This window comes from Cellulosimicrobium sp. JZ28 (assembly GCF_015327065.1).
Lineage (GTDB): Bacteria > Actinomycetota > Actinomycetes > Actinomycetales > Cellulomonadaceae > Cellulosimicrobium > Cellulosimicrobium funkei.
Genome location: NZ_CP017660.1, coordinates 1,844,667 through 1,867,065, shown reverse-complemented (window position 1 = coordinate 1,867,065; position 22,399 = coordinate 1,844,667). Strand labels below are relative to the sequence as shown.

General features: G+C 73.1%; 18 protein-coding genes and 2 pseudogenes. 12 read left to right on the top strand and 8 right to left on the bottom strand.

Annotated features, from left to right (window positions below):
• Positions 1-57 precede the first annotated feature (57 nt).
• Both BJP59_RS08615 and BJP59_RS08610 read left to right on the top strand, forming a co-directional pair.
• Complete coding sequence (locus BJP59_RS08615) at positions 58-1,056, top strand: TerC family protein (RefSeq protein ID WP_021481347.1); 999 nt, start codon at positions 58-60, stop codon at positions 1,054-1,056.
• A gap of 6 nt (positions 1,057-1,062) precedes the next feature.
• Positions 1,063-2,199 (top strand): TerC family protein, encoded by a 1,137-nt coding sequence (locus BJP59_RS08610; protein ID WP_194522723.1) that lies wholly within the window; start codon positions 1,063-1,065, stop codon positions 2,197-2,199.
• A 13-nt stretch (positions 2,200-2,212) separates the two neighbouring features.
• Here the strand turns inward: BJP59_RS08610 and BJP59_RS08605 are convergent, their stop codons facing one another.
• Both BJP59_RS08605 and BJP59_RS08600 read right to left on the bottom strand, forming a co-directional pair.
• On the bottom strand, positions 2,213-2,512 hold the full coding sequence (locus tag BJP59_RS08605; RefSeq protein WP_194522722.1) for a YciI family protein: 300 nt from the start codon (positions 2,510-2,512) through the stop codon (positions 2,213-2,215).
• A gap of 121 nt (positions 2,513-2,633) precedes the next feature.
• Positions 2,634-3,341, bottom strand: a complete 708-nt coding sequence (locus tag BJP59_RS08600; protein WP_194522721.1) for an MBL fold metallo-hydrolase — start codon at positions 3,339-3,341, stop codon at positions 2,634-2,636.
• 175 nt (positions 3,342-3,516) lie between these two features.
• Between BJP59_RS08600 and uvrA the strand changes: the two genes are divergently transcribed.
• Positions 3,517-6,513, top strand: coding sequence for an excinuclease ABC subunit UvrA (gene uvrA / locus BJP59_RS08595; protein ID WP_051027439.1), 2,997 nt, complete (start codon positions 3,517-3,519; stop codon positions 6,511-6,513).
• A gap of 96 nt (positions 6,514-6,609) precedes the next feature.
• Here the strand turns inward: uvrA and BJP59_RS08590 are convergent, their stop codons facing one another.
• The gene (locus tag BJP59_RS08590; protein ID WP_194522720.1) at positions 6,610-7,095 is read right to left on the bottom strand and encodes an OsmC family protein; all 486 of its coding nucleotides are present in this window, start codon (positions 7,093-7,095) and stop codon (positions 6,610-6,612) included.
• A gap of 191 nt (positions 7,096-7,286) precedes the next feature.
• On the opposite strand from BJP59_RS08590, the gene uvrC reads away from it, so the two are divergent.
• The 9 genes from uvrC to BJP59_RS08545 all read left to right on the top strand — a co-directional run bounded on the left by uvrC (position 7,287) and on the right by BJP59_RS08545 (position 17,023).
• Positions 7,287-9,401 carry an excinuclease ABC subunit UvrC gene (gene uvrC / locus BJP59_RS08585; protein ID WP_194522719.1) on the top strand — a complete coding sequence of 705 codons (2,115 nt, stop codon included), beginning with the start codon at positions 7,287-7,289 and terminating at the stop codon, positions 9,399-9,401.
• Between the two features lie 19 nt (positions 9,402-9,420).
• Entirely contained in the window at positions 9,421-10,407 is a 987-nt protein-coding gene (rapZ, locus tag BJP59_RS08580; protein ID WP_194522718.1) for an RNase adapter RapZ, read from the top strand.
• Between the two features lie 8 nt (positions 10,408-10,415).
• Positions 10,416-11,381, top strand: a complete 966-nt coding sequence (locus BJP59_RS08575) for a gluconeogenesis factor YvcK family protein (RefSeq protein WP_228485352.1) — start codon at positions 10,416-10,418, stop codon at positions 11,379-11,381.
• 139 nt (positions 11,382-11,520) lie between these two features.
• On the top strand, positions 11,521-12,501 hold the full coding sequence (whiA, locus tag BJP59_RS08570; protein ID WP_034655142.1) for a DNA-binding protein WhiA: 981 nt from the start codon (positions 11,521-11,523) through the stop codon (positions 12,499-12,501).
• A gap of 362 nt (positions 12,502-12,863) precedes the next feature.
• Entirely contained in the window at positions 12,864-13,868 is a 1,005-nt protein-coding gene (gap, locus tag BJP59_RS08565) for a type I glyceraldehyde-3-phosphate dehydrogenase (protein ID WP_021481805.1), read from the top strand.
• Between the two features lie 157 nt (positions 13,869-14,025).
• On the top strand, positions 14,026-15,225 hold the full coding sequence (locus BJP59_RS08560; RefSeq protein ID WP_194522716.1) for a phosphoglycerate kinase: 1,200 nt from the start codon (positions 14,026-14,028) through the stop codon (positions 15,223-15,225).
• Between the two features lie 71 nt (positions 15,226-15,296).
• Positions 15,297-16,094 (top strand): triose-phosphate isomerase, encoded by a 798-nt coding sequence (tpiA, locus tag BJP59_RS08555; RefSeq protein ID WP_021481807.1) that lies wholly within the window; start codon positions 15,297-15,299, stop codon positions 16,092-16,094.
• Positions 16,095-16,302: 208 nt separating this feature from the next.
• Complete coding sequence (gene secG, locus BJP59_RS08550; protein ID WP_021481808.1) at positions 16,303-16,545, top strand: preprotein translocase subunit SecG; 243 nt, start codon at positions 16,303-16,305, stop codon at positions 16,543-16,545.
• 130 nt (positions 16,546-16,675) lie between these two features.
• The gene (locus BJP59_RS08545; protein WP_021481809.1) at positions 16,676-17,023 is read left to right on the top strand and encodes an RNA polymerase-binding protein RbpA; all 348 of its coding nucleotides are present in this window, start codon (positions 16,676-16,678) and stop codon (positions 17,021-17,023) included.
• A gap of 28 nt (positions 17,024-17,051) precedes the next feature.
• Here the strand turns inward: BJP59_RS08545 and BJP59_RS08540 are convergent, their stop codons facing one another.
• The 5 genes and pseudogenes from BJP59_RS08540 to tal all read right to left on the bottom strand — a co-directional run bounded on the left by BJP59_RS08540 (position 17,052) and on the right by tal (position 22,376).
• Positions 17,052-17,744 carry an O-methyltransferase gene (locus BJP59_RS08540; protein WP_194522715.1) on the bottom strand — a complete coding sequence of 231 codons (693 nt, stop codon included), beginning with the start codon at positions 17,742-17,744 and terminating at the stop codon, positions 17,052-17,054.
• Between the two features lie 136 nt (positions 17,745-17,880).
• Positions 17,881-18,444, bottom strand: a pseudogene (pgl, locus tag BJP59_RS08535) (6-phosphogluconolactonase); the annotation flags it as partial.
• An 86-nt stretch (positions 18,445-18,530) separates the two neighbouring features.
• Positions 18,531-19,448 (bottom strand): glucose-6-phosphate dehydrogenase assembly protein OpcA, encoded by a 918-nt coding sequence (gene opcA, locus BJP59_RS08530; RefSeq protein ID WP_034655766.1) that lies wholly within the window; start codon positions 19,446-19,448, stop codon positions 18,531-18,533.
• Positions 19,449-19,551: 103 nt separating this feature from the next.
• Positions 19,552-21,092 (bottom strand): annotated as a pseudogene (gene zwf, locus BJP59_RS08525) (glucose-6-phosphate dehydrogenase).
• Between the two features lie 144 nt (positions 21,093-21,236).
• Complete coding sequence (tal, locus tag BJP59_RS08520; RefSeq protein WP_194522714.1) at positions 21,237-22,376, bottom strand: transaldolase; 1,140 nt, start codon at positions 22,374-22,376, stop codon at positions 21,237-21,239.
• Between the last annotated feature and the right edge of the window lie 23 nt (positions 22,377-22,399).

Genomic DNA, 22,399 nt, shown 5'->3' with positions numbered 1-22,399 from the left:
GCGGTGCGTGGCGGAAGAGACCTTCGGTACTCAGTGCTACGTACCGGAGGTTTCTGCATGGACGTCCCCGTCTGGGCCTGGCTCGTCACCATCGGCGTGATCCTCGCGATGCTCGCCGTCGACTACGTCGGCCACGTGCGCACGCCGCACGCCCCGAGCCTGCGCGAGGCCAGCTGGTGGTCCGCGGGCTACGTCGCCGTCGCGGTGCTGTTCGGAGGCATCGTCTGGGCCGTCTGGGGCTCGACGTACGGCGGCGAGTACTTCGCCGGCTACATCACCGAGAAGAGCCTGTCGGTCGACAACCTCTTCGTCTTCGTGCTCATCATGACGAGCTTCCGCGTCCCGCGGCTGTACCAGCAGAAGGTCCTGCTGATCGGCATCACGATCGCGCTCGTCCTGCGGACGATCTTCATCCTCCTGGGCGCCGCGCTCATCGAGAACTTCAGCTGGATCTTCTACGTCTTCGGCGCGTTCCTGCTGTACACCGCGTGGACGCAGGTGAAGGCGGGCTCCGGTCACGACGAGGAGTTCCACGAGAACGGCGCGCTCAGGCTGACCCGCCGCCTGTTCCCGACGACGGAGACGTACGTCGAGGACAAGATGACGACCAAGATCGACGGGAAGCGCTTCATCACCCCGATGCTCATCGTGATGATCGCGATCGGCAGCGCCGACCTGCTGTTCGCCGTCGACTCGATCCCCGCGATCTTCGGCCTCACGCAGGAGACGTACCTCGTGTTCGCGGCGAACGCGTTCTCGCTGCTCGGCCTGCGCCAGCTCTACTTCCTCATCGACGGCCTGCTGGACCGCCTCGTCTACCTCGCCTACGGCCTCGCCGCGATCCTCGGCTTCATCGGCGTGAAGCTGCTCATCCACGCGCTGCACAAGAATGAGGTGCCGTTCATCAACGGCGGTGAGCACATCACCGTCATCCCGGAGATCCCGACCGCCCTGTCCCTCGGGTTCATCGTCGTCGTGCTCACGATCACCACGGTCGCGAGCCTCGCCAAGGACCGCGCCGACCGTCGACGCGAGGCCGAGATCTCGGAGGGCTAGCCACCGATGGTTCACGAACTTCCCGTCTGGTTCGAGTGGGCGTCGCTCTCGGCGCTCGCCGTCCTGCTCCTCGTCGACCTGTTCGTCGTCGGGCGCCGGCCGCACGTCCCGTCCATGCGCGAGAGCGCGCTGTGGGTCGGGTTCTACGTCGCGCTCGCGCTCGTCTTCGGGGCGGTCGTCGGAGCGGTGGGGGGCGCGGCACCGGCCGGGGAGTTCTACGCCGGGTGGCTCACCGAGTACAGCCTCTCGGTGGACAACCTGTTCGTGTTCGTCATCATCATGGCGCGCTTCGCGGTCCCGCGGGAGCAGCAGCAGCGCGTCCTCATGGTCGGGATCATCGTCGCGCTCGTCCTGCGAGGAGCGTTCATCCTGGCGGGCGCGGCGATCATCTCGCAGTTCGTCTGGGTGTTCTACCTGTTCGGCGCGTTCCTCGTGTACACGGCGATCAAGCTCGTGGCGGGCGGCGACGAGCCCGAGGAGTACCACGAGAACCGCGCCGTCCGGGCGCTGCGCCGGGTCCTGCCGCTCGGCACCCGCTACGACGGCGGCCGGCTGCGCACGGTCGAGGACGGCAAGCGGGTCTTCACGCCGCTCGTCGTCGTGTTCCTCGCGATCGGCAGCACCGACCTGCTGTTCGCGTTCGACTCCATCCCGGCCATCTTCGGGCTCACGCAGGACCCGTTCATCGTCTTCACGACGAACGTCTTCGCCCTCATGGGGCTGCGCCAGCTCTACTTCCTGCTGGGCGGTCTGCTCGAGCGGCTGGTCTACCTGCCGATCGGCCTGGCCGTCATCCTCGGGTTCATCGGCGTCAAGCTCATCCTCGAGGCGCTGCACGAGAACACGCTGCCGTTCATCAACGGGGGCGAGCACCTCGAGGCGGTGCCGACGGTCCCCATCTGGCTCTCGCTCGTGGTGATCGTCGGGGCGCTCGCGGTCACGACCGTCGCGAGCCTGCTGCGCACCCGCGCGCTGCACGCACGGAGCGAGCCGGCGGACGGCGAGGAGCCCGGGCCCGCCGCGTCGTCGTCCACGGAGGACGCCACGGAGGACGCCACGGAGACCGTGACCGACGAGGCGCCCGCCGCGGGGGAGACCCCGCCGCAGGGCGGCGGGGTCCCTCGCGGTGGTGCCGTGCGCTAGTGCGCCGCCCGGCTCAGACGCGGTCCGCCCAGTCGCCGATCACCGGCGACCACGGGCGGACCGCGCGCTGTGCGACCAGCCCGGCGCGCGCGAAGGGGTCCTCGTCGAGGACCGCGGCGACGGCGTCGGGCGTCTCCCCGTCGAGGACGAGCAGCGCTCCGGCGGGCGCGCCGTCGTGGGCGGGGAGCGGACCGGAGGCGAGCAGCGTGCCTCGGGTGTGGAGGTCGGCGAGGAACGCGCGGTGCTCGGGTCGCAGGGCGTCGAGCTCGGCGCTGCGGTCGGCGTAGACGTAGGTGACGGCGTGGATCGGCATGGAGCCAGTGAACCAGGCCGTCCCGACGGCGTGCGGTCCGGTCCGCGCCTCGGCCGCGCCCCGTGCTCCCTGCCGCCCCCTACCGGCCGCACGCCACCGGCCGCCCGCTACCAGACCCGCGCTACCAGCCCCGCTCGCGCCACTCGGCGAGGTGCGGCCGCTCGGCACCGAGCGTCGTGTCGGCGCCGTGACCGGGATAGACCCACGTGGCGTCGTCGAACCGGTCGAAGACCCGCTCGACGACGTCGGACAGCAGGCTCGCGAACCGCGCCGGGTCGCGGTCGGTGTTCCCGACCCCGCCGGGGAAGAGCGAGTCCCCGGTGAACAGGTGCACCCGGCCAGGCACGGTCTCGGGCTCGGCGACGTCGTCCGGCTCGCGGTAGGCGAGCGCGACGGAGCCCGGCGTGTGCCCGCGCAGCGCCACGACCTCGAGGTCGATCGCGCCCACCCGCAGCACGTCCCCGTGCTGCAGGCGGCGGGCGACGGGCACGCCGGACGCCGCGGCGACCGCGTCCGCGTCGGGCTCGCCGGCAGCCGACGACGCGCCCGTCGCGGCGACGACCGGCGCGAGCGCCCGAAGATGGTCGGCGTGCCGGTGCGTCGTGACGACGCCGTCGAGCCGTCCTGACGGCGAGCCCGCCCGCACGAGGCTGAGCACGTCGTCGGGCGCGTCGGCGGCGTCGACGAGGAGCTGGGCACCGGTGCGCCGGCACGTGAGGAGGTAGACGTCGTTCGCGAGCGGCCCGACGGCGAGCTTGCGGATCTCGACCTCGTCGAGGCGTCGCAGGTCGTGCGGGCCGCCCACGGCGACCTGTCCGGTGTACGTCATGAGCCCAGTGTGCCGTCCGCTCGCGGCGGGCAGCGCGCCGCGACCCCGGGCCGCGGTGACCCGGGTCACGGCGGAGAGCCCGGACGTGGGGCGCTCGTGTGCGTTCGCCGGGTGCCGTGCGGAGGTGACGTCGAACACCTGTGCGAGTGTGGGTGGTCCGCCGTACGATGCTGCGGTGAGCAATCGCCTCGTCATCTCCGGTGCCCGCGAGCACAACCTGCGCAACGTCGACCTCGACCTCCCGCGCGACAAGCTCATCGTCTTCACGGGGCTCTCCGGCTCGGGCAAGTCGTCGCTCGCCTTCGACACCATCTTCGCGGAGGGGCAGCGCCGGTACGTCGAGTCGCTGTCCGCGTACGCGCGCCAGTTCCTCGGCCAGATGGACAAGCCGGACGTCGACTTCATCGAGGGCCTGTCGCCCGCGGTCTCGATCGACCAGAAGTCCACGAACCGCAACCCGCGCTCGACCGTCGGCACCATCACCGAGGTCTACGACTACCTGCGCCTGCTGTTCTCGCGCGCCGGGACGCAGCACTGCCCGGTGTGCGGCGAGCGCGTCACCGCGCAGACCCCGCAGCAGATCGTCGACCGCCTCCTCGAGCTCCCCGAGGGCACGCGCTACCAGGTCCTCGCCCCGGTCGTGCGCGGCCGCAAGGGGGAGTACTCCGAGCTCTTCAAGGAGCTCCAGACCAAGGGCTTCGCCCGCGCCCGCGTCGACGGCGAGGTGCGCACCCTCACGGACGTCCCGGCGCTCGAGAAGAAGCTCAAGCACGACATCGAGGTGGTCGTCGACCGCCTCGTCGCGCGCGAGGGCGTCCAGCGCCGGCTCACCGACTCCGTCGAGACGGCCCTCGGGCTCGCGGGCGGGCTCGTCGTCGTCGAGCTCGTCGACGCGGACGCGGACGACCCGGCCCGGGAGCGCCGTTTCTCGGAGAAGCGCGCGTGCCCGAACGACCACGAGCTCGCGCTCGACGAGATCGAGCCGCGCACGTTCTCCTTCAACGCCCCGTACGGCGCGTGCCCGGAGTGCACGGGCATCGGGTTCCGACTCGAGGTGGACCCGGACCTCGTGGTTCCGGACGACGAGAAGTCGCTGCGCGAGGGCGCGGTCGCGCCGTGGGCGCAGATCTCGTCGGAGTACTTCGAGCGCGTCCTCACGGCGCTCGCGGACGACCTGGGCTTCTCCATGGACACGCCGTGGCGCGCGCTGCCCGAGCGCGCGAAGAAGGCCGTGCTCCACGGCCAGAACCACCAGGTCCACGTGCGGTACAAGAACCGCTGGGGCCGTGAGCGGCAGTACTCGACCGGGTTCGAGGGCGTCATCACCTTCCTCGAGCGCCGGCACACCGAGACCGAGTCGGACTGGTCGAAGGAGAAGTACGAGGCCTTCATGCGCGAGGTCCCGTGCCCCGTGTGCCAGGGGGCCCGCCTCAAGCCGGAGGTGCTCGCGGTCAAGGTCGGCGGCAGGTCCATCTGGGACGTGTGCCGCCTGCCCCTGCGCGAGGCCGCGGCGTTCCTCGGCTCGCTCGAGCTCGGCGCGCGCGAGCGCGCCATCGCGACCGAGGTCCTCAAGGAGATCGACGCGCGCCTCGGGTTCCTGCTCGACGTCGGCCTCGACTACCTCTCGCTCGAGCGACCGGCCGCGACGCTCTCCGGCGGCGAGGCGCAGCGCATCCGGCTCGCGACGCAGATCGGCTCGGGCCTGGTCGGCGTGCTCTACGTGCTGGACGAGCCGAGCATCGGCCTGCACCAGCGAGACAACCGCCGGCTCATCGAGACGCTCACGCGCCTGCGCGACCTCGGGAACACGCTCATCGTCGTCGAGCACGACGAGGACACCATCCGCACCGCGGACTGGGTCGTCGACATCGGCCCGGGCGCGGGGGAGCACGGGGGGCGGGTCGTGCACTCGGGCGACTACGCGGGCCTGCTCGAGGCGCCGGAGTCCGTCACGGGCGCGTACCTGTCGGGGCGGCGCAGCATCCCGCTGCCGGCGCAGCGGCGACCGACGGACCCGGGCCGTCAGATCAAGGTCGTCGGCGCCCGCGAGCACAACCTCACGGGCATCGACGTGAGCTTCCCGCTCGGCACGTTCACCGCGGTCACGGGCGTCTCCGGCTCCGGCAAGTCGACCCTCGTGAACTCGATCCTGTACACCGTGCTCGCCAACGAGCTCAACGGGGCCCGGCAGGTCGCGGGCCGCCACACGCGCGTCACCGGTCTCGAGCACCTCGACAAGGTCGTGCACGTGGACCAGGGCCCGATCGGGCGCACGCCGCGGTCGAACCCCGCGACGTACACCGGCGTGTGGGACCACGTGCGCAAGCTGTTCGCGGAGACGACCGAGGCCAAGGTGCGCGGGTACACGCCGGGCCGGTTCTCGTTCAACGTCAAGGGCGGCCGCTGCGAGGCGTGCTCGGGCGACGGCACGCTGAAGATCGAGATGAACTTCCTCCCGGACGTCTACGTGCCGTGCGAGGTGTGCCACGGCGCGCGCTACAACCGCGAGACGCTCGAGGTGCACTTCAAGGGCAAGACCGTCGCGGACGTGCTCGACATGCCGATCGAGGAGGCGTCCGAGTTCTTCGCGGCCGTGCCCGCGATCTCGCGGCACCTCAAGACGCTCGTCGAGGTCGGGCTGGGCTACGTCCGGCTCGGGCAGCCGGCCCCGACGCTCTCGGGCGGCGAGGCGCAGCGCGTCAAGCTCGCGAGCGAGCTGCAGAAGCGCTCGACGGGCCGCACGATCTACGTGCTCGACGAGCCGACGACGGGCCTGCACTTCGAGGACATCCGCAAGCTGCTCGGCGTGCTCCAGTCGCTGGTCGACAAGGGCAACAGCGTCCTCGTCATCGAGCACAACCTCGACGTCATCAAGAGCGCGGACTGGGTCGTCGACATGGGCCCCGAGGGCGGCTCCGGCGGCGGCAAGGTCGTCGCGCAGGGGACGCCCGAGCAGGTCGCGCGCGTAGAGGCGAGCCACACCGGGCGCTTCCTCGCGGAGATCCTCGAGGGGCACGACCCCGTGCCCGTCGGGCCCGCGCCGTCGGCGTCCTCCGGGGCGTCGGCGCCTGCGGCGAAGGCCGGCAAGTCGACGAAGGGCCGGTCTGCGGCGGCCCGCCGGGCGACCGACGAGAAGCCGAAGACGGGGCGCCGGAAGGCGTCCGCGGCCTAGCCACGGTACGGCGTGGGCGCGGGTCGACCAGGCCCGCGCCCGCGCGGCGTGCTCGGTGCTCGCCGCGTCGGGCCCGGGTGCTCGCCGCGCCCGGCGTCAGGCGGCGGCGCGCCGGGCGGGCGCCGGCTCGACGAGCACGCGGAAGTTCACCGAGCGCGCGATGAAGCAGTGGTCGTGCGCGCGCTGGTGGAGGGTCGCCAGCGCCGCCTCGTCCGTGCCGGGTCCGTCGTCGACCACCACGCGCGGGTGCAGCGTGACGTCCGTGAACTGGCCCTCGCCCCCGGACTCGACGCGCATGGTGCCGGTCGCGTCGTCGACGTACTCGCGCACGACGACGCCCGCCGCGGCCGCGAGGTGGAGGAACCACAGCATGTGGCACTGCGACAGGCTCGCGAGGAACAGCTCCTCGGGGCTGTACCGGTTCGGGTCGCCGCGGAACGCCGGGTCCGCGGAGCCGGGCAGCGGCGCCCTCCCGTCGAGGAGCACCTCGTGGTCGCGGCTGTAGGCGGTGTAGGACGCGGTGCCGCGGTCGCCCGCGCCGGTCCAGCGGGTCGTCGCGGCGTAGCCGTGCTGTGCGCTCATGGCCGCCACCCTAACGGCCGGTGACGCGCGTCACACGGTGTCGTCGCCGCGTCGCCGCGTCGCCGCGTCGCCGCGTCGCCGCGTCGCCGCGTCGCCGCGTCGCCGCGTCCACGCGTCCCGTCTTCCCCGCGTCCCCGCGTCGCCCCGCACCCGAGCCACCGGCGTCGGTGGCCTGACCTAGGCTGGAGAACATGGCAGATCCCGCGACGTACCGCCCTGCGCCGGGGGAGATCCCCACCTCGCCGGGCGTCTACCGGTTCCGCGACGAGCACGGCCGTGTGATCTACGTCGGCAAGGCCAAGAACCTGCGCGCGCGCCTGTCGAACTACTTCCAGGACGTCGCGAACCTGCACCACCGCACCCAGACGATGGTCACGACGGCCGCGTCGGTCGAGTGGACGGTCGTCGGCACCGAGGTCGAGGCGCTCGCGCTCGAGTACACGTGGATCAAGGAGTTCGACCCGCGGTTCAACGTCAAGTACCGCGACGACAAGTCGTACCCGTACCTCGCGGTGACCATGGGCGAGGAGTTCCCGCGCGCCCAGGTGATGCGCGGCGCGAAGCGGCCCGGCACGCGGTACTTCGGGCCCTACGGCCACGCGTGGGCGATCCGCGAGACGCTCGACCTCCTGCTGCGGGTGTTCCCCGTGCGCACGTGCTCGGCGGGGGTCTTCAAGCGCGCCCACCAGACGGGTCGGCCGTGCCTGCTCGGCTACATCGACAAGTGCTCGGCGCCGTGCGTCGGGCGCATCACGCCCGAGGACCACAAGGCGCTCGCGGAGGACTTCTGCGACTTCATGGCGGGCGACACGCAGCGGTTCGTGCGCCGGCTCGAGCGCAAGATGAACGAGGCCGCCGCCGCGATGGAGTACGAGGCCGCGGCACGGCTGCGCGACGACATCGCCGCGCTCCAGCGCGCGACGGAGAAGAACGCGGTCGTCCTCGGCGACGGCACCGACGCGGACGTGTTCGCGCTCGTGGGCGACGAGCTCGAGGCGGCCGTCCAGGTGTTCCACGTGCGCGGCGGTCGCATCCGGGGTCAGCGCGGCTGGATCGTCGAGAAGGTCGAGGACGTCACGGACGCCGAGCTCGTCGAGCACCTGCTCCAGCAGGTGTACGGCGCGGCGGAGGAGGCCGTGGCGGCGGACGCCGGGACGCGCGCCGGGCGCGACCTCGCGCGCGACGCCGTGCCGCGCGAGGTCCTCGTGCCCGTCCTGCCGCCGGACACCGACCAGGTCACCACGTGGCTCTCGGGGCTGCGGGGCGCACGGGTCGACGTCCGGGTGCCGCAGCGCGGCGACAAGAAGGAGCTCGCCGCGACGGTCCGCGCCAACGCGGAGCACGCGCTCGCGCTGCACCGCACGCGGCGCGCGGGCGACCTCACGACCCGCAGCCAGGCGCTGCGCGAGATCCAGGAGGCGCTCGAGCTCGAGACGGCGCCGCTGCGCATCGAGTGCTACGACGTCTCGCACAACCAGGGCACGTACCAGGTCGCCTCGATGGTGGTCTTCGAGGACGGGCTCGCGCGCAAGAGCGAGTACCGGCACTTCACGGTCCGCGGCCCGGACGGAGACGGCGCGGCCGACGACACGGCGGCGATGTACGAGGTGATCTCGCGCCGCTTCAAGCGCTACCTGTCCGACCGCTCGCGCTCGGGCGAGGTCGAGCTGGACCTCGAGGCCGACGACGTCGCCGACGGGTCCGACGCCGCAGCGCGCCGGGCGGAGCGTGCCGCGGAGGCGGCGGGCTACGTGCCGCGCAGCGGCGAGGTCGACCCCGACGCCCCCGTGGACCGGCGCGCGCGCTTCGCGTACCCGCCGAACCTCGTCGTCGTCGACGGCGGCCCGCCGCAGGTCGCCGCCGCGGCGCGCGCCCTGGCCGACCTCGGCATCGACGACGTCGCGCTGTGCGGCCTCGCCAAGCGGCTCGAGGAGGTCTGGCTGCCGGGGGAGGAGTACCCCGTCATCCTCCAGCGTTCCTCCGAGGGCCTGTACCTGCTCCAACGCGTCCGCGACGAGGCGCACCGCTTCGCGATCGCCCAGCACCGCAGGCAGCGCAGCAAGGGCATGACGGCCTCGGCGCTCGACGACGTCCCCGGCCTCGGCCCGGCGCGGCGCACCGCGCTCCTCAAGCACTTCGGCTCTCTCAAGCGGCTGCGCGCCGCGAGCGTCGAGGAGATCGCGAGCGTCCGCGGCATGGGCGAGCGGACGGCGCAGGCCGTCGTCGCGGCGCTCGGCGGCGGGACCACGGACGACCGGACCTCGCAGGACACTCCGGCGCAGGACGAGGCCGCGGCCCGCGCGTGACGGCTGGCATGCTGGGGGCATGACCTCGGAGCCGACCCCGGACCTCAGCCCGCAGGGCCAGCCTGCCCGCGTGCCGGAGCCCTCCCCGACCACCGTCCCCAGCGGCATCCCCGCGATCGAGGCCGCGACCCACGCCCCCGAGCCGAGCGAGGCCGAGGTGCTCATCATCACGGGCATGTCGGGTGCCGGCCGCACCCGGGCCGCCGCCGTGCTGGAGGACCTCGACTGGTACGTCGTCGACAACCTGCCGCCGCGCATGATCGTCCCGCTCGTGGACCTCATGACGCGGTCCGGCTCGACGCTCGAGCGCATCGCGGCCGTCGTCGACGTGCGCGGGCGCGAGTTCTTCACCGACCTCGTCGAGGTGCTCGACCACCTGCGCCAGAGCGGCGTGTTCTACCGCATCCTGTTCCTCGACGCGTCCGACGAGGTGCTCGTGCGGCGCTACGAGCAGGTCCGGCGCCCGCACCCGCTGCAGGGGGAGGGGCGCATCCTCGACGGTCTCGCCGAGGAGCGCCGTCTGCTCGCGAGCCTGGAGGAGCGGTCCGACGTCGTCATCGACACCTCCGAGCTCACCGTGCACGACCTCGCGCGCGAGGTGCGCGCCGCCGTCGCCGACGGCACCCCCGAGACGCTGCGCATCAACGTCGTCTCGTTCGGGTTCAAGTACGGGCTGCCGCTCGACGCGGACCACGTGGTCGACGTGCGGTTCCTCGCCAACCCCTACTGGATCACCGAGCTGCGCCACCTCACCGGCCGGGACACGCCCGTTCGCGACTACGTGCTCGGGCGCCCCGGCGCGCTCGAGTTCGTCGACCGGTACGTGACCGCGCTCGAGCCGGTGCTGGCCGGGTACCTGGGGGAGGAGAAGCGGTACGTGACGATCGCCGTCGGCTGCACGGGCGGCAAGCACCGGTCCGTCGCGATCAGCGAGGCGATCGCCGCACGCCTGCGCGCCCAGGGGCAGCGCGTCATCGTCACGGCCCGCGACCTCGGCAAGGAGTGACCGGCGCCGTGGTCAGCCTGCGCAACCCCGCCGTCGTCGCCCTGGGCGGCGGCCACGGGCTCTCCGCGAGCCTGTCGGCGCTGAGGCTCATGTCCGACCGCCTCACGGCGGTCGTCACCGTCGCCGACGACGGCGGCTCCTCGGGACGCCTGCGCGAGGAGCTCGGCGTCCTGCCGCCGGGAGACCTGCGCATGGCGCTCGCGGCCCTGTGCGACGACTCCGAGTGGGGCCGCACGTGGAGCGCGCTCCTGCAGCACCGGTTCACGTCGCAGGGCGACCTCGACAACCACGCGGTGGGCAACCTGCTCATCGTCGCGCTGTGGGAGCTGCTCGACGACCCGGTGGCCGGTCTCGACTGGGTGGGCAAGCTCCTCGGGGCGCGGGGCCGCGTGCTCCCCATGGCGGCCGTGCCGCTGCGGATCGAGGCGGACGTCTGGGCGCAGGGCCGGCTCGAGACGGTCGTCGGGCAGAGCCGCGTCGCGGTCACCTACGACCGCATCGAGCAGCTCCGGCTCGTACCCGCCGACCCGCCCGCGTGCCCGGAGGCGGTGCGTGCCGTGGAGGAGGCGGACTGGGTCGTGCTCGGTCCCGGGTCGTGGTTCTCGTCGGTGATGCCGCACCTGCTCGTCCCCGAGCTCGCACGCGCGCTGCACGAGACCTCGGCGCGCCGGTGCGTCACGCTCAACCTGTCGAGCGAGACGGGGGAGACGTTCGGGCTCACCGCGACGGAGCACCTGGAGGTGCTGCACAAGCACGCTCCGGAGCTGCGGATCGACGCCGTCGTGGCCGACCCGTCCGCCGTCGAGGACACCGAGCAGCTCGCGGAGGCCGCGGCGCGCATGGGCGCCCGGCTCCTGCTGCGCCAGGTCCGCCGGGGCGACGGCACGCCGCGGCACGACGCGCTGCGGCTCGCGGCCGCCTACCGCGACGTCTTCGACGACGTCCTCGGGGACGTCGGCTCGCCCGCCCGCTGAGCCCTCGCCGCCTCCAGCGCCCGTCGTGGACAGGCGCGCGAGGGGGCCGGGCCCGGGTGCGCGCCGGACACCGCGACGGCCGCCCCCGCGCTCCGGGACGCCGCCGCGACACGCTCCCATCGGTGGCAGGATGTCCCGCATGGCGCTCACGGCACAGGTGAAGGACGAGCTGGCACGACTGCGGGTGGACAAGACCTCGTGCCGCAAGGCGGAGGTGTCCGCGATGCTCCGCTTCTCGGGCGGCCTGCACCTCATCTCGGGTCGTGTGGTCATCGAGGCCGAGCTCGACACGGCCATCGCCGCGCGGCGCCTGCGCGAGACCATCGCCGACGTCTACGGCCACACGAGCGAGCTGATCGTGGTGTCTGCCGGGGGGCTGCGCAAGAGCAGCCGGTACGTCGTGCGGGTCGTGCGCGACGGCGAGTCCTTGGCCCGCCAGACGGGCCTCCTCGACCAGCGCGGCCGGCCCGTGCGCGGGCTGCCCCCGCAGGTCGTCTCCGGCGGGGTGGAGGAGGCCGAGGCCGCGTGGCGCGGCGCCTTCCTCGCCCACGGGTCCCTCACGGAGCCCGGGCGCTCGTCGGCCCTCGAGATCACGTGCCCCGGCCCGGAGGCGGCCCTCGCGCTCGTCGGCGCGGCCCGGCGCCTCGGGGTGTCCGCCAAGTCGCGCGAGGTCCGCGGGATCGACCGCGTGGTGATCCGCGACGGCGACGCGATCAGCGCGCTGCTCACGCGCCTCGGCGCGCACGAGGCGGTCCTCGTCTGGGAGGAGCGTCGCGCGCGTCGTGAGGTGCGCGGCACGGCGAACCGGCTCGCCAACTTCGACGACGCCAACCTGCGCCGCTCGGCGCGCGCCGCCGTCGCGGCGGGCGCCCGGGTCGAGCGGGCGTTCGAGATCCTGGGCCCCGACCTGCCGGAGCACCTCCGCGAGGCGGGCGAGCTGCGCCTCGCGCACAAGCAGGCGTCGCTGGAGGAGCTCGGTCAGCTCGCGGACCCGCCGCTCACCAAGGACGCCGTCGCGGGGCGCATCCGGCGCCTGCTCTCGACGGCGGACAAGCGCGCCGCCGAGCTCGGCATCCCGGACACCGAGGCGGGGCTGAGCCCGGAGTTGCTCGACCTCTGAGGAGCGCGGCCCTCCGCCCGCGACCGTCGCGCCGTCCGGCCGCCGCCGTGGCGCCCGTCCCCTGGACGTCACGCACCGGCGGGACGATGGTCCCGAAGCATGGGATTCAGGTCACATGACGGAGTGGTGTTGGTATAGGCTCGTCAGTGTCAGGTGACAACGACGTGCTCCTTCGCTGACACCCCTCGTGGGCGTGGGTGGTCCCGGCTGTCGCCGTGACGGTCCACGAGCACGGAGGGTGCTGTGCCGGGATCCGGGCAGCGGGGCACGGGCGCGATCACCACCTGCGTACGACGGCGTACGTGATCGTTCGGCATCAACCGTGTGCGTCGGGACAACCGGCGCGCCCTGAGGAGGGCATTGTGACCATCCGCGTCGGTATCAACGGCTTCGGTCGTATCGGACGGAACTTCTACCGCGCCATCGTCGAGTCGGGCGCCGACATCGAGATCGTCGGCGTGAACGACCTCACGGACAACAAGACGCTCGCGCACCTGCTCAAGTACGACACGGTCCTCGGCCGTTTCCCGCTGAGCGTCGACTTCGACGACGACAACATCATCGTCGACGGCAAGAAGATCCGTGCGCTCGCGGAGCGCGACCCGGCGAACCTCCCCTGGGGCGAGCTCGGCGCCGACATCGTCATCGAGTCGACCGGCTTCTTCACCGACGCGACCAAGGCGAAGGCGCACATCGACGCCGGCGCCAAGAAGGTCATCATCTCGGCCCCGGCCAAGAACGAGGACGCCACGTTCGTCATGGGCGTGAACTCGGACCAGTACGACCCGGCCGCGCACCACATCATCTCGAACGCGTCGTGCACCACGAACTGCCTCGCCCCGCTGGCGAAGGCGCTCAACGACTCGATCGGCATCGAGCGTGGTCTCATGACCACGATCCACGCCTACACGGGTGACCAGAACCTCCAGGACGGCCCGCACCGCGACCTGCGTCGCGCCCGCGCCGCCGCGCAGAACATCGTCCCGACCTCGACGGGTGCGGCCAAGGCCGTGTCGCTCGTCCTGCCTGAGCTCAAGGGCAAGCTGGACGGCTACGCGCTGCGCGTCCCGGTCATCACGGGCTCGGCGACGGACCTCACCTTCACCGCCTCGCGCGAGGTCACGGTGGACGAGGTCAACGCCGCGCTCAAGGCGGCGGCCGAGGGCCCGCTCAAGGGCATCCTCGAGTACGTCGACGACGAGATCGTGTCGAGCGACATCGTCACCAACCCGCACCAGAGCATCTTCGACTCGAAGCTCACGAAGGTGATCGGCGACCAGGTCAAGGTCGTCTCCTGGTACGACAACGAGTGGGGCTACTCGAACAGCCTCGTCGCGCTGACCGCCCTGGTCGGCGAGAAGCTCTGAGCCACCTGCTGACGCAGCACATCCCTGCGTAGCACCATGCGTCCGCGTGCGCGTCCCGGCACCGCCCGGTGACGCGCACGCGGACGTCCTCATGTGCGGGCCGAGCCGGCTGCCGGCAGGCGTCCCGCACGACGGCGACAGAACCGTAGGAGACCGCATGAAGACCATCGACTCCCTGGGCGACCTGCGCGGCAAGCGCGTCCTCGTCCGCTCCGACTTCAACGTCCCGCTCGACGGGACGACCATCACGGACGACGGGCGCATCCGCGCCGCGCTCCCGACGCTGAAGAAGCTGACGGACGCGGGCGCGAAGGTGATCGTCACCGCGCACCTCGGCCGCCCCAAGGGCGAGCCGGACCCGAAGTACTCCCTCGCGCCCGTCGCGGCCCGCCTGGGCGAGCTGCTCGGCGTGCCGGTGCACCTGGCGCAGGACGTCGTCGGCGACTCGGCGCGCGAGACGGTCGCCGCGCTCGGCGACGGCGAGGTCGCGCTGCTGGAGAACATCCGGTTCGACCCGCGCGAGACGTCGAAGGACGACGCGGAGCGCCAGGCGCTCGCCCGCGACCTCGCGCAGCTCGCGGACGTCTTCGTCTCCGACGGCTTCGGCGTCGTGCACCGCAAGCAGGCGTCGGTCTACGACGTCGCGCAGGTGCTCCCGTCCGCGGTGGGCGAGCTCGTCCTCAAGGAGGTCGACTCGCTGCGCAAGGCGACGGAGGACCCGCAGCGCCCCTACGCGGTCGTGCTCGGCGGCTCGAAGGTCTCCGACAAGCTGGGCGTCATCGCGAACCTGCTCACCAAGGCGGACCGCCTGCTCATCGGCGGCGGCATGGTGTTCACGTTCCTCGCGGCGAAGGGCTACGGCGTCGGGAAGTCCCTCCTCGAGGAGGACCAGATCGACACGGTCAAGGGCTACCTCGCGGACGCGGAGAAGAACGGCGTCGAGATCGTCCTGCCGACGGACATCGTGGTGGCCGACGCGTTCGCCGCGGACTCGCCGCACGAGGTCGTCGCCGCGGACGCGATCCCGGCCGACAAGATCGGCCTCGACATCGGCCCCGAGTCGGCCAAGCTCTTCGCGAGCAAGATCGTCGACGCGAGGACCGTCGTCTGGAACGGCCCCGCCGGCGTGTTCGAGTTCGAGGCGTTCTCGGGCGGGACGCGCGCCGTGGCCCAGGCCCTGGTCGACGCGACGGCGAACGGCGCGTTCACCATCGTCGGCGGTGGCGACTCGGCCGCCGCGGTCCGCATCCTCGGCTTCGACGAGGCGGGCTTCAGCCACATCTCGACCGGTGGCGGCGCGAGCCTCGAGTTCCTCGAGGGCAAGGACCTGCCGGGGATCTCCGTCCTCGAGGGCTGACCGCCCCCGTACCCCTCCGCGCCGCCCGCTCCCGCGGGCGGCGCGGGCCCCCACAGAGAGAAGAAGGACCCGTGGCGAACACCCGCACCCCGCTCATGGCGGGCAACTGGAAGATGAACCTGGACCACCACCAGGCGACCCACACCGTGCAGAAGCTCGCGTGGACCCTGAAGGACGCGAAGCACGACTACGCGGCCGTCGAGGTCGCCGTGCTGCCGCCGTTCACCGACCTCCGGTCGGTGCAGACGCTCGTGGACGCGGACAAGCTCGAGCTCAAGTACGGCGCGCAGGACGTCTCGGCGCACGCCGAGGGCGCGTACACGGGCGAGATCTCGGCGTCGATGCTGGCCAAGCTCGGCGTGAGCTACGTCGCCATCGGGCACTCGGAGCGCCGCCAGTACCACGGCGAGACCGACGCGCTGGTGAACGAGAAGATCGTCGCCGCCGTGGGTCAGGGCATCGCCCCGATCCTGTGCGTGGGCGAGGGCCTGGACGTGCGCAAGGCCGGCGAGCAGATCGCCTACACGCTCGCCCAGGTCGAGGGCGCCCTCGCGGGCATCCCCGCCCCCCAGCTCGCGACGCTCGTCATCGCGTACGAGCCCGTGTGGGCCATCGGCACGGGCGAGGTCGCGACGCCCGAGGACGCCCAGGAGGTCTGCGGTGCGATCCGCGGCGCCCTCGGCGACCTGTACGACGCGGACCTCGCGAACGCGACGCGCGTCCTGTACGGCGGCTCGGTGAAGTCGTCGAACGTGGCCGCGATCATGGCGCAGCCCGACGTCGACGGTGCGCTCGTCGGCGGCGCGAGCCTCGACCCCGAGGAGTTCGCGAAGATCGCGCGCTACCAGTCGCACGCGACCGGCGCCTGACCTCCGCCTCGCACCCCGCACCGACGGCCCCGGGACCGCGTCCCGGGGCCGTCGGCCGCCGTCCGGGGACGACGGCGGACGGGGTTGGCCGCGGCGGCCTCGCGTCGCCTACTCTTGTCCCCTGTGCCGCGGGTCACGCCCGTGCACGACAACCGTGCGGTCGGTCCCGACATCGGTCGGGCCGGCCCTGAGCCTCAAGGACGTACTCGTGGACGTGCTGCGCATCATCCTCCAGATCCTGCTGGTGCTGACCAGCGCCTTCCTCACCCTGCTCGTGCTCATGCACAAGGGGAAGGGCGGCGGCCTCTCCGACATGTTCGGCGGCGGGATCTCGAGCTCCGTGGGCAGCTCCGGCGTCGCCGAGCGCAACCTCAACCGCATCACCGTGGCGTTCGCCCTCGTCTGGGCCGTCGTCATCGTGCTCCTGGGTCTCCTCCAGAAGGTCGTCTGACCGCACGCGCCCACCGGGGCGTCGTCGGGACGGCAGGAGAGTCCGCAGTCGGCAGGGGGCAAGCCGCGCACGGTCGCGCGGTCCGGGCAGGAACGAGTGCCGACGGCGGCACGGACGGGGGAGAGAGCACGTGGCAGGTGGTAACGCGATCCGAGGGTCGCGCGTCGGGGCGGGACCGCTCGGGGAGTCCGAGCGCGGCGAGATCGCGCCGCGCTTCTGGGTGTCGTACTGGTGCGCCAACGGCCACGAGACGCGACCCAGCTTCTCGTCGGAGGCGGGCATCGAGGCGCCGGAGACCTGGGACTGCCCGCGGTGCGGGTTCCCGGCCGGTCAGGACCAGGAGCACCCGCCGACGCCGTCGCGCAACGAGCCCTACAAGACGCACCTCGCGTACGTGAAGGAGCGGCGCAGCGACGAGGACGGCGTCGCCATCCTCGACGAGGCGCTCGCCGCGCTGCGCGCCCGCCGCGGCCGCTGAACCCGGCCCGGGCGGTCCGGGTAGCAGCTCAGCCGCGCACGCGCGCGAGCACGAAGCCGTCGTAGCCCTTGGACCCGACGGTCTGCACGGCCGTGGCGTCGAGGCGCGGGTCCGCGACGACGCGGTCCGTCATCTCCCGCACGCCGAGCACGTTCGGGTCGGTGCTCGCCGCGTCCGCGACGGCCCCGCCGCGGACGGTGTTGTCCACGACGAGGAGCGTCCCGGGGCGCGAGAGCCGCAGCGCGAGGTCGAGGTAGACCGGGTTCGAGGGCTTGTCCGCGTCGACGAACACGAGGTCGAACGGCTCGGCGCCGTCCGCGACGAGCCCTCGCAGCGTGTCCGCGGCCGGGCCGACGACGACGTCGACCGTCCCGGAGAGCCCGGCCGAGGCCAGCGATTCGCGCGCGACGGCGGCGTGGGCCGGGTCGATCTCGCACGTGACGAGCGTGCCGTCGGCGGGCAGGGCCCGGGCGAGCCAGATCGTCGAGTAGCCGCCCAGGGTGCCGACCTCGAGGATCCGCCGCGCGCCCGACGCGAGCGCGAGGAGCTGCAGCAGCCGGCCCTGGGCGGGGGAGACCTGGATCTCCGGGAGCCCGGCGTCCCGGGCGCGCGCCGACGCGGCGGCGAGCACGTCGTCCTCGGCCACCAGGGGCGCGAAGTACGCGTCGACGGCGTCCCACGTGGCCGCGGGGTCCGCCGGGTGCTCGCCGCCGGTCGTCACGCGCGCCCCTCGTCCGTCTCGGTCGGGGTCCCGGTGCCGGCCGCGGCGACGTCGACGAGCCACAGCGTGGCCTCCGTCCCGCGACCGCGGCGGCCGGGGTCTCGCGCGGCGGCGCGCCGGCGAGCGCCGACGCGACCGCGGGGGCCTTCTCGGCGCCTGCCGCGACGACCCACACCTGACGGGCCCGCGCGATCGCCTCGAACGTCAGCGTGACGCGCTCGGGCGGCGGTTTGGGGGAGCCGTGGACGCCTACCGTCGGGGCGCCCGTGACGTCGAGCCCGGGGTGGTCGGGGAAGAGCGACGCGACGTGGCCGTCGGGGCCCATGCCGAGCAGCAGGACGTCGAAGGCCGGGACCTGCTCGCCGTCCGGCGCGTGCTCCGCGAGCGTCGCCGCATACGCGGTCGCCGACTCCTCGGGGGTCGCGGCCGCGTCCGCGGCCGGCATCGGGTGCACGTTCTCGGGCGGGAGGTGCGGCAGGTGGTCGAGCAGCGCCTCGCGCGCCTGCGTCTCGTTGCGCTCGCCGTCGCCGGACGCGAGGAAGCGCTCGTCGCCCCACCACACGTGCACGCCCGACCAGTCGACGGCGTCGCGCGCGGGGTGGCGCGCGAGCGCGGCCAGGCTCGCGATCCCGACGGTCCCACCCGTCAGCACGACGTGCACGGGCCGGCGGACCGACTGCACGTCGAGCAGGCGGGTCACGAGCCGCGACGCCACCGCCTCGGCGAGCACGCCGGCGTCGGGGTGCACGACGACGAGGCGCGCCGGGGTGCCCGGCCCCGCGGCGGTCACGCGCCCACCTTCTGCAGGCCCTTGGTGAGCACCTCGCCGTAGATCTCGTCGGGGTCCAGACGGCGCAGCTCCTCGATGAGGGCCTCGCTGAGCGTCCGGATGGGCAGCGCGACGCGGCGGTCGGGCTTGCCCGGCTGGCTGATCGTCACCGTGCGGCCGTCGGGGCGGTCGAGGACGATCGGCCCGCTCTTGCGCTCGAGGGTCACGCGCGTGATCGCCTCGGCACCGCGCCGTCGCACCACCTGCGCCGGGCAGCGTAGCCGCGAGCCCAGCCACGCGGCGAGCAGGTCGAGCGACGTGTGCTTCGCCTGGCCCTCGACGACGACGCTCGTCACCGGCTCGTAGGGCGGCTGGTCGAGCGCCGCGGCGATGAGGCCGCGCCACAGCGTCACGCGGGCCCACGCGAGGTCGGAGTCGCCCGGGCCGTACGTCTGCGCGAGCTGCGCGAGCGTGGCCTCGGGATCCTTCGCTGTGATCGAGTCGGTGATGCGCCGCTGCGCCATGGCGCCGACCGGGTCGTCGTCGGGGGACGCGGGCGGCTGGCCCGGCCACCACACGACGATGGGCGCGTCGGGCAGGAGGAGCGGCATGACGAGCGTGTCCGCGTGCTCGAGCAGCGGACCGGCGGTGCGGAGCACGACCACCTCGGACGCGCCCGCGTCGCCGCCGACGCGGATCTGCGCGTCGAGGTGCGGCGTCGCGCTGCGCCCAGACGGCGCGACGACGATGACGCGGCACGGGTGCTCGCGGCTCGCGTCGTTCGCGGCCTCGATCGACGTCTCGACGTCGGACTCGCGCGCGATGACGACGAGCGTGAGGACGCGGCCCAGCGCGATCGCGCCGCCCTCGTCGCGCAGGCGCACGAGGCGCTTGTTCACCGCGTTCGTCGTCGTGTCGGGCAGGTCGATGATCATCGCGGGGTCCTCGCCGGTCGGAGGGTCGTGCCGCGTACCGGCGCACGACGGGGTCGGGGGGTCTCTCGGGTGCGCGCGGCCCGCTCGGCGGGCGCCGGGGCGGTCACGGGCGCCGCCAGGCGCGGCCGTCGCGCGCGAGCATCGCGTCGGCGGACTCCGGCCCCCACGTGCCCGACCGGTACGGCTCGGGCTTGCCCTTCGCGGCCCAGTGCGCGGTGATCGGGTCGAGGATCTTCCACGAGAGCTCGACCTCCTCGCGCGTGGGGAACAGCGGCGGGTCGCCGAGCAGGACGTCGAGGATGAGGCGCTCGTACGCCTCCGGCGACGACTCCGTGAACGCGTGCCCGTAGCCGAAGTCCATCGTCACGTCGCGGACCTCCATCGCGGTGCCCGGGACCTTGGCGCCGAAGCGCATCGTCACGCCCTCGTCCGGCTGGACGCGGATCACGAGCGCGTTGTTCCCGAGGTCCGACGCCTGCGAGCTCTCGAACGGCAGGTGCGGCGCCTTCTTGAACACGACGGCGACCTCGGTCACGCGACGCCCGAGGCGCTTGCCCGTGCGCAGGTAGAACGGGACGCCCGCCCAGCGGCGGTTGTCGATGTCGACGCGGACCGCCGCGTACGTCTCCGTGGTGGAGGTGTCGGGGATGCCGTCCTCCTCGAGGAAGCCGATGACCTCCTCGCCGCCCTGCCAGCCGGCGGCGTACTGCCCGCGGGCGGTGTGCCGGGACAGCTCGCGCGGCAGGCGCACGGCGGAGAGCGCCTTGATCTTCTCGGCCCGCAGGGAGGGCGCGTCGAACGACACCGGCTCCTCCATCGCGACGAGCGCGAGGAGCTGGAGCAGGTGGTTCTGGATGACGTCGCGCGCGGCGCCGATGCCGTCGTAGTAGCCGGCGCGGCCCCCGATGCCGATGTCCTCGGCCATCGTGATCTGCACGTGGTCGACGTAGTTCGCGTTCCAGATGGGCTCGAACATCTGGTTGGCGAAGCGCAGGGCGAGGAGGTTCTGGACCGTCTCCTTGCCGAGGTAGTGGTCGATGCGGAAGACCGAGTCGGGCGGGAAGACCTCCGACACGACGGCGTCGAGCTCGCGCGCGCTCGCGAGGTCGTGGCCGAACGGCTTCTCGATGACCACGCGGCGCCACGCGTCCTCCGCCGAGCGGGACAGCCCCGACTCGGCGAGCTGGCGGCACACGACGGGGAACGCGCTCGGCGGGACCGACAGGTAGAACGCGTGGTTGCCGCCCGTGCCGCGCTCGGCGTCGAGCGTCTCGACCGTCTCGCGCAGGCGCTCGAACGCCTCGTCGTCGTCGAACGAGCCCTGGACGAACCGGATGCCCTCGGAGAGCTGGCGCCACGTCGCCTCGCGGAACGGCGTGCGCGCGTGCTCCTTGACGGCGTCGTGCACGACCTGCGCGAAGTCCTGGTCCTCCCAGTCGCGGCGCGCGAAGCCCGTGAGCGCGAAGCCCGGGGGAGCAGACCGCGGTTGGCGAGGTCGTAGACCGCGGGCATGAGCTTCTTGCGGGCGAGGTCGCCCGTGACGCCGAAGATGACGAGCCCGCACGGGCCCGCGATCCGGGGCAGGCGCAGGTCGAGGGGGTCGCGCAGAGGGTTGTGCTCTGGCGTGATCTTGGCCGGTCTCACCTGGTGGCACCGTTCCGTTCGGGGAGGGGTCGGAGGACTGCAGAAGGACTGGGGCGTCTGCGGATCATAGGGGCGTCGCGACGGGGTGCGCCGCCGTTCCCGCAGGTCGGACGCGCGGCCGGGACGCCGGCCGCGCGCCGGAGGTCAGGAGGAGGCGAGGCGGCGGAGGTTGTCGCGCGTCGTGGCGAGGAGCTCGGTCCAGCTGTCCTCGAACTTGCGCACGCCCTCGGCCTCGAGGCGGTCGGTGACCTCGACGAGGGAGACGCCGAACGACTCGACGGTCTCGATCGTGCGCCGCGACGCGGTCGCCGTGCCGGTGACCGTGTCGCCCGTCACGACGCCGTGGTCCGCGAACGCCTGGAGCGTCGCCTCGGGCATGGTGTTCACGACGCCGTCCGTGACGAGCTCGTCGACGTACATCGTGTCGCGGTACTCGGGGTTCTTCACGCCCGTCGAGGCCCACAGGGGGCGCTGGGGCTGCGCGCCGGACGCGACGAGCGAGCGCCAGCGGTCCGTCTGGCGGAACTCCTCGTAGGCCTCGAACGCGAGGCGCGCGTTCGCGACGGCGGTCTGCCCGCGCAGGTCGAGCGCCTCGGGCGTCCCGACCTTCTCGAGCGCGGCGTCCACCGCGGTGTCGACGCGCGAGACGAAGAACGAGGCGACGGAGCCCACGGGCGCGAGGTCCACGCCGTCGGCGCGCGCCTGCTCCAGCCCGATCGCGAACGCCTCCATGACGGCGCGGTAGCGCGCGAGGGAGAAGATGAGGGTCACGTTGACGCTGATGCCCTGCGCGAGCGTGCGCGTGATCGCGTCGAGGCCCGCGACCGTCGCCGGGATCTTGATGTAGCCGTTCGGTCGGTCGATCGTGCGCCACAGGCGCTCCGCCGTGACGACCGTCGCGTCGGCGTCGTGGGCGAGGCGCGGGTCGACCTCGATCGAGACGCGCCCGTCGACGCCGTCGGTGGCGTCGTAGACGGGGCGCAGGAGGTCGGCGGCGGCGCGCACGTCGTCCGTCGTGATGCGCTCGACGGCGGCCTCCACGGCAGCGTCGTCGGTGCCCGCGGCCGCGAGGTCGGCGAGCTGGGCGTCGTAGGCGTCGCCCTTCGCGAGCGCCGACGCGAAGATCGTGGGGTTCGTGGTCACGCCGACGACGCCGCGCGTCGCCACCAGGTCGGCGAGGTTTCCGGTGCGCAGCCGTTCTCGGGAGAGGTCGTCGAGCCAGATCGACACGCCCGCTCCCGTGAGCTGCTCGATGGGGCCGGGGACGGTGGTGGGCTGCGTCATCGGACTTCCTCTCGTGGTGCTCT